We start from the raw sequence: 6769 nt of genomic DNA on the forward strand, positions 1-6769 counted from the left end.
GGGGGGATTGGGATTTGTCGAAAAATCACGAATACAAGTGTCGTATTGACTGGACAGGAAATCGTGGTGATGGCACGCGAACCTATCGAGGCTATGATCGAACTTGGGATATCGTTACGCCTGGCAAGCCGACGATCCACTGTTCGAATGATCCCCTACTTGGGGGCGACCCTGCATTGCCGAACCCCGAGGATCTTCTTCTAGCCTCGCTTTCTGCATGTCACATGCTTTGGTATCTGCACCTCGCAAGCAGCGCCAAGATCGTTGTCCATCGATATACCGATGATCCACTAGGGATTGGCGAAGTACATCCGGACGGTTCCGGTCAGTTTCGGAGTGCCGTTCTGCGACCTAATATTTCTGTTGTGCCGGGCACAGATCTCGAAAAAGCGGCGACTATTCACAACGACGTCCATCGCTATTGTTTCATCGCGCGTTCAGTTAATTTCCCGATCAGTTATGAGCCGACCTTCAATGTGTTCGAAGGCTGACATAGGTATCTTGAACTAGCAGCCTCATCACGGGGTCTGGGCGGGCAGCTTTTGGGGGGCGATCTTCCAAAAGCTGCCTTACCGCTATCCACCCTTCTCAGACATCACCAGGCCATGCCGAGCGACTTCAAACCCTAAGCGATCAGCCGTCTGATCATCTTCGCCGGAACGCCGCCGACCAATATTCCCGGCTCCACATCCCGGGTCACGACTGATCCGGCAGCAACTATAGATTGCTCCCCGATCGTGACGCCGCACAAGATGAGGGCACCGGCCCCGATCCAGACGCCGTCGCGCACGCAAATATCCTTATGAAACGTCAGCCTCGTTTCCTCTGTTCGTTCGTGAAACCCCTCGACCACGAGCGTGTGGGTCGATGTTTCGAAGCTTACCCGGGGACCGATCATGCACCGATTGCCGATCTCGATCCGTGAGTCCCGGCATGCAAATCGGACCTCGGAATTGACGAACGTCTGATATCCTATCGTAAGCCCTCGGACGGTCTCGGTGCTGAAACTCTGCTCGAACACGAGGGGACTTGAAATATGCGATCGTGTCCCGACCCGAACGCCGATATGACGCAACAACGCCCGCCGCACGCCGTTGAAGGCGTAGAAGTTCGGACATCTGTTGTATATGATCAGAACAAAATAGCTATATAATCGCCATAAATGGAGCGCGTTCAACGTATCAACCTATCGCCGGCCCCTAATTAGGCCGGGCCCAATTCAGTATTATCCCGATTCTCGCATCCCGGGCAAGCGCGTCGCGGGCGGGGATCAGGCCAGGTGCAGGTAGGCCGGGTCGAACAGGCCGCGCTTCATCAGCCCGTCGAGGTCGTGGATCGTCAGGCGCCGGCCGCGCAGGGCGATCAGGCCGGCGCCGCGCAGCGCCTTCAGGGTGCGGTTGATGTGAACGCTGGTCTGGCCCAGGGCGTCGGCGAGGTCGGGCTGGGTCACCGGCATCGGGATCGTGTTCCCGTCCGCGAGGCCGACGCGCGCCAGCCGCAGGTACAGCTCGCAGAACAGGTGCGCGAGCCGCTCGATCGCCGTGCGGCGACCGACGCTGGCGATCCATTCCCGCTGGAGCGCGGTGGTGTCGCGCATCTCCAACCACAGGCATTCCTCGAGCGCCGGCCGGGCCCGGACCGCCGCGCCGATCTGGTCCGGCGCGATGCGGGCGACCGTCACCGATGTGAGTGCCCCGATGGCGTGGTCCATGCGCGCCCGACGGGTGACGCCGGGGTCGCACAGGTCGCCGGGCAGGAGCAGCGAGACGATCGCGCGCCGCCCGTCGGGAAACTGCCGGTACCGGCAGGCCCAGCCGTCGAGGATGAGGTGGGTGTGGTACGGGTCGTCGTGCTGGCCGACGATGTCCTGGCGCGGCGCGACCGGACGCACGTGCTGGCGGGCGAGCCCGTCGAGGGCCGCGCGGTCCTCGGGCGCGAGCCGGACATGCCGCTCCATCTTCCGCACGAAGGGGTTGGTCACGTCCGCCTCCGGTCAGAGGCGGCTGCGGCGATGCGGTTCCCGGGCCGGCACGGGCCGGCCACCCGGCCCAGGGCCCGCGCCGGCAGCATCACGCACGATCAGGCCGCCGGCCAAGGCGTGCGGCACGAAGACTAATCTCGGCACGGGATATATCGGCTTCCGAACGTCGAAGTCTGAAGAATTTCGACGGCTTATGCCGCGACCGCGCAGCCGCGCGCTAACCTGCGTTAAGCGACCGCCCTGCCGGCCGGCGCGCGCCAGCCCATCACCTCACTCGGCGGCGGCGCCCACCGAATCGGCCATCCGGGCCTGCCGGGTGCCGAGGGGCTGAGGCTCGCCCACCGTCGTGTCCTCGGCGGTCTGATGCTCCATCTCAGCATTCAGCTGGGCACCCGCGAGCACGATCATGGTCGAGATCCAGATCCAGGTCATGAAGCCGATGGCGGCGCCGAGGGAGCCGTAAGTCTTGTTGTAGCTGCCGAAATGGGCGACGTACCAGGAGAACAGCAGCGAGGCGACGAGCCACAGCAGCGCCGCGGAGGCGCCACCGGGGGTGACCCAGCGCCAGCGCGGCGCGTCCCGGCTCGGGCCGTAGCGGTAGAGCAGGGCGAGCCCGAGCAGGACCGCCACGAGCAGCGCCGGCCAGCGCAGCAGGGTCAGCCACCAGGCATCGGCGCCGAGCCCGACATACGACAGCACCACCGGCAGCACCACGACGGCGCCCAGCGCCAGGATCAGGAAGGCCAGCGCGCCCGCCGTGAAGGCCAGGGAGACGAGGTTGAGCACGAAGAAGTTGCGCTTCTCGCGCTCGTTGTAGACGATGTTGAGCGCGTCGAAGACGTGCTTCACGCCGCCATTGGCGCTCCAGACCGACAGGACGATGCTGATCAGCAGGCTGAAGCCCAGCGCGGTGTTACCCTGCTCGTTCAGCCGCTTGACCTGGTCGCCGACGATGTCGAGCGCCCCCTGGGGCAGGATGCCCTGGAGGCTGGTGAGCTGGTCGTTGATGGTCGAGGCGTCGGCCACGAGGCCGTAGCAGGAGACCAGCGCCGCCACCGCCGGGAAGATCGCCAGCAGGGTGAAGAAGGTCACCCCCGCCGCGATCAGCGAGAGGCGGTTCTCGCCGATGTCGCGATAGGTGCGCAGCGCGATGTCCTTCCAGCCCTTGGCGGGGATCTCGGCCGGATGGCTGGCGCCCCGGCCGCGATCCGCCTCGGTCCGGGCCACCGCCTCGGCCTCGCGGCCCTCGTGCGTGGGCGACGGCTTGCGCGCCGACGAGCCCGCGAAGCCGGATTGCGCCCCCGGATCCGCCCGCCGTCCGGTCGGCGCGGCTGCCCGGCGCGGGAACGCGACCAGGCCGACCAGCGCGGTGGCGAGGGCCAGGGTCCAGACCGTCGAAGCCTGCCCCCCGGAGTCGCGGGCCGCGTTGCGGTCTGGATCGGGAGAAGCCATCGGTACGCCTCGACACGGGTTCGCGAAAAACGCCTTCGAACCGGCCCCCCACGGGTTGCCGATCCGACAGGGAACGCCGCGACGCGCAGACCGGTTCGCGGCCCGGTTGCAATCCGCCGCGGTTCCGGCGCCCGGTGCCGGGGATTGCTTGTATTGGGCCGGTTTCATCTTCGGCCCGGCCTGTTCTAACCCATGTTGGGGCGTAGGCCGCTTGGGCGCGCCACAAGCGTTCTCGACGGGCGCGACCAGCCCGTTCGGCGACGCCCGGACCTTATGCCCGACATCGAAGGCCGCACCCTGCTCGATCCGTCCCACGACATCCGGCACGGCCTGCCGGAAGCGATCCGCACGCACCTCGGAACGCTGCTCGGCCTTACCTACGATCAGGTCGGCCCGGCCCCGGGGGCCACGTCGGATCGCTTCGCCGACCTGCTGGCGCGCCTCGACGCCGCGCTCACTCGAGGCGACGACGCGCGCGACGCGGCGTTCCGCGCCGGCCTGCTGAAGGTGGTGCCGGCCCTGCACCGCTTCGCGGTGTCGCTGACCCGCGACCCGGCCGCGGCCGACGACCTCGTTCAGGACACGCTGCTGCGCGGCTGGCGCGGGCGCGCCGGCTTCACCCCCGGGTCGAACCTGGAAGCGTGGCTGTTCACGATCCTGCGCAACGTGTTCTACAGCCAGCACCGCAAGCACGGCCGCGAGATCCCCGACACCGACGGCAGCTATGCCGAACGGCTGACCAGCGTGCCGGAGCAGGGCGGCCATCTCGACCTGCAGGACGTGCGCGCCGCCCTCGACCGGCTCGCGCCGGTGATGCGCGAGGCGCTGGTCCTCGTGGCGATCGAGAACCTCAGCTACGAGGAGGCCGCCGCCGTCATGAAGTGCCAGATCGGCACCGTGAAGAGCCGGGTCTGGCGCGCCCGGGAGCAGCTCGCCCGGATGCTCGGCTATACCGGGGCCGAGATCGGCAGCGACGGGGTGATGCTGTCGGTGACCGGGACCTCCGCCTGACGGAGGCCGGAGGATTTCCACCGCCGAATACCCCTATCCGCAGCGCTTCCCTCTGTATTCGCCAACAAATTTGACTTAAGTGAAGGCGCCCGGGCTGATTCCTGGGCGACATAGGGCGAGTTGGGTCGATCCGTCGTCCTGGCTCAGCTCCCGTCGGTGTGACATCCCCCCGATCCACCGACGGGAGCCCCTTTCGGGGCGCGCCCGTCAGCGCGCTGTGTCGTCGCCCCGGTCCGCGTCGAGCTGCTGCAGCAGCTCCGCCAATCTGGGATCCAGCGCCTCGTCGATCACCGGATCATAGAGCGCCTGCAGCTGGCGGCCGAGCCGCATCCGCGTCTGCGCGTCGAGGACCGGGGCGCCGGCCGCGATCGGGAAGACCCGCAGGGTGGTGGAGGCGGTCCCGGGCGCGGATCTCGGGGCGGCGCGCTGATGATCGGGCTGTGGCATGCTGCCTACATCGGCCTGGAGGGGCGCGACGGCAACCACCCGGCGCCAGGAAGTCTCAGTCTCAGTCTCAGTCTCAGTCTCAGTCTCAGTCTCAGGCCTCGCCCGATTCTACGCATCGTCCTCGGGCGCGAACACCTCGCCCTTCTCGGCCAGCACCGTGTCGGCCTCGTCGCGGGCCAGCACCTCCGGATCGGCCCGGCCGAGCGCCCGGGCCAGCGCCCGCTCCCAATCCGGCGGCAGCGGACGGCCCTCGGCGGCCAGGAGCGCGGCGGTCCGGTCGCGCAGCCGCGCCCAGGCCTCCGTATCCAGGCCGGCGACGGCGCCGCCGAGGCCGAGCTCGGCCGCGGCGCGCGCGGCGGCGTTCGTGGCGGCGTCGGTCCAGGCGGACGGGGCAGGGGTGTCTGTCGCGGCGGGTTCGGTCGTGCCGGATTCGGTCATGCCGGGTTCGATCATGGCGGCCTCGCGCGGGATCTCGGGTCCGCCATCCGACATAGGGCTCGCGCGCCGGAGGTCAGCGCAGCCCGTGGCGGGCGATCTCCTCCGGCACCAGCTCGGCCGCGTCCTGGCGCGCCAGGATGGCGTCGAGGCCGACCGGGCGGTCGTCCCAGGCGTCGACGCCGACATCGCAGGAGCGGCTGGTATCGGGAAGCCAGCCATGGCTGTGCCCGTAGAGATGGCGGGTCCCCCGCCACAGGCCGGGCCAGGCCCGGTGCGCGTAGTGCGACAGGAACAGGCGGTGCTCCCGGCCCTGCGCGTCCGGCACCGAGATCCGGGCGCTGTCGACGGGCGGCTCCGCCCAGGGCAGGTCGAGGACGCGGTTCGAATCGTGGTTGCCACGAACCAGGCGCTTGATGCCGTTGAGCTCGGCAAACAGCTCCGCGCAGCGGGCGCGGCTCGCCCCCGCGGCGAAGTCCCCGAGATGCCAGATCGCGTCGTCCGGCCCGACCACGGCGTTCCAGCCGGCGACCAGGGCGGCGTCATGCGCCTCGAGGCTGCCGTAGCGCGCCTGACGGTGGCGGAGGATGTGCGGGTCGCCGAAATGCGTGTCCGCGGTGAAGAAGATCGCCATGCCGTGAGATGTCGCCGTTCAAGCCCGTCACCGCGTCCGGCGCCGAGGCGAGGTGGATCGGGGCCGGCGCCGAGCAAGCCCGGCGCGGCATCGTGCCCGCAACCGGCGGGGATCGCGACCGGCGCACCCGCGGGGCCCCGAGGCCGCACCCGCTTGCCCCGCGCGCGACCGGGCCTCTATCGTCGTCGCGATGCTCGATCCCACAGCCTACGCGCACCTTCTGGACGCCGCGCGCGCGCATCCGACCCTGGAGGCCGCGATCCGGCAGGTCGGCCCGCTCCGGATCGACCCGCCGCCGCAGGCCTGCCTGGCCGACCGGCTGTTCGTCGAGGTCGTGAACCAGCAGCTCTCCACCCGGGCCGCGGCGGCGATCTGGGCCCGGATCGAGGCCGCCGCGGCGGCGGCCGGTTCGAGCCCGCGCGGGCTGTTCGAGACCGGCGACCCGGCGCTGCTGCGGGCCTGCGGCATTTCGGGCAACAAGGTCCGCGCCCTCCAGGCGATCGTCGCCGCCGAGGCGGCGGGCCTGCTCGGCCCCGACCTCGCCCACCGGCCGCATGCGGAGCGCGCCGCGATCCTGTGCGGCATCCGGGGCGTCGGCCCCTGGACCGCCGACATGGTCGGCATCTTCCATTTTCACGATCCGGACATCTGGCCCGAGGGCGACGTGGCGGCGGTGGGCTGCCTGCGCCGGCTCACCGGCGGCACCGACACGCGCAGCCTCGCGGCCCCCTTCGCGCCCTACCGCTCGATCCTCGCCCGCTACCTGTGGCGCATCAAGGACGCTGCCCCGGCCGAGCCCCCGACCCGCC

General features: G+C 69.3%; 8 protein-coding genes. 3 read left to right on the forward strand and 5 right to left on the reverse strand.

Annotated elements, in window-relative coordinates; all coding sequences use genetic code 11:
* Positions 1-14: 14 nt before the first annotated feature.
* Positions 15-491 carry an OsmC family protein gene (locus WYO_RS29660; protein ID WP_081496926.1) on the forward strand — a complete coding sequence of 159 codons (477 nt, stop codon included), beginning with the start codon at positions 15-17 and terminating at the stop codon, positions 489-491.
* Positions 492-1270: 779 nt separating this feature from the next.
* On the opposite strand, the gene WYO_RS03870 is transcribed toward WYO_RS29660, so the two are convergent.
* Together WYO_RS03870 and WYO_RS03875 are read right to left on the reverse strand one after the other, a co-directional pair.
* A complete protein-coding gene (locus WYO_RS03870) occupies positions 1271-1981 on the reverse strand; it encodes a Crp/Fnr family transcriptional regulator (RefSeq protein WP_007559253.1) in 711 nt (236 codons plus the stop codon).
* 270 nt (positions 1982-2251) lie between these two features.
* The gene (locus tag WYO_RS03875; RefSeq protein WP_007559255.1) at positions 2252-3433 is read right to left on the reverse strand and encodes a YihY/virulence factor BrkB family protein; all 1182 of its coding nucleotides are present in this window, start codon (positions 3431-3433) and stop codon (positions 2252-2254) included.
* Positions 3434-3706: 273 nt separating this feature from the next.
* Here WYO_RS03875 and WYO_RS03880 point away from each other — a divergent pair, with 273 nt between their 5' ends.
* Positions 3707-4444: a sigma-70 family RNA polymerase sigma factor gene (locus WYO_RS03880; protein WP_007559256.1), complete on the forward strand. Its 738-nt coding sequence runs from the start codon at positions 3707-3709 to the stop codon at positions 4442-4444.
* Positions 4445-4651: 207 nt separating this feature from the next.
* Here the strand turns inward: WYO_RS03880 and WYO_RS03885 are convergent, their stop codons facing one another.
* The 3 genes from WYO_RS03885 to WYO_RS03895 form a co-directional block, all read right to left on the reverse strand.
* A complete protein-coding gene (locus tag WYO_RS03885) occupies positions 4652-4891 on the reverse strand; it encodes a hypothetical protein (protein ID WP_007559258.1) in 240 nt (79 codons plus the stop codon).
* A 108-nt stretch (positions 4892-4999) separates the two neighbouring features.
* Positions 5000-5344, reverse strand: coding sequence for a hypothetical protein (locus WYO_RS03890; protein ID WP_007559260.1), 345 nt, complete (start codon positions 5342-5344; stop codon positions 5000-5002).
* 58 nt (positions 5345-5402) lie between these two features.
* Positions 5403-5960, reverse strand: a complete 558-nt coding sequence (locus WYO_RS03895) for a metallophosphoesterase (RefSeq protein WP_007559262.1) — start codon at positions 5958-5960, stop codon at positions 5403-5405.
* 190 nt (positions 5961-6150) lie between these two features.
* On the opposite strand from WYO_RS03895, the gene WYO_RS03900 reads away from it, so the two are divergent.
* The coding region (locus WYO_RS03900; protein ID WP_007559264.1) for a hypothetical protein at positions 6151-6769 on the forward strand (619 nt) is incomplete at its 3' end.

Origin of the sequence: Methylobacterium sp. GXF4 (assembly GCF_000272495.1) — a bacterium.
GTDB classification, from domain to species: domain Bacteria; phylum Pseudomonadota; class Alphaproteobacteria; order Rhizobiales; family Beijerinckiaceae; genus Methylobacterium; species Methylobacterium brachiatum.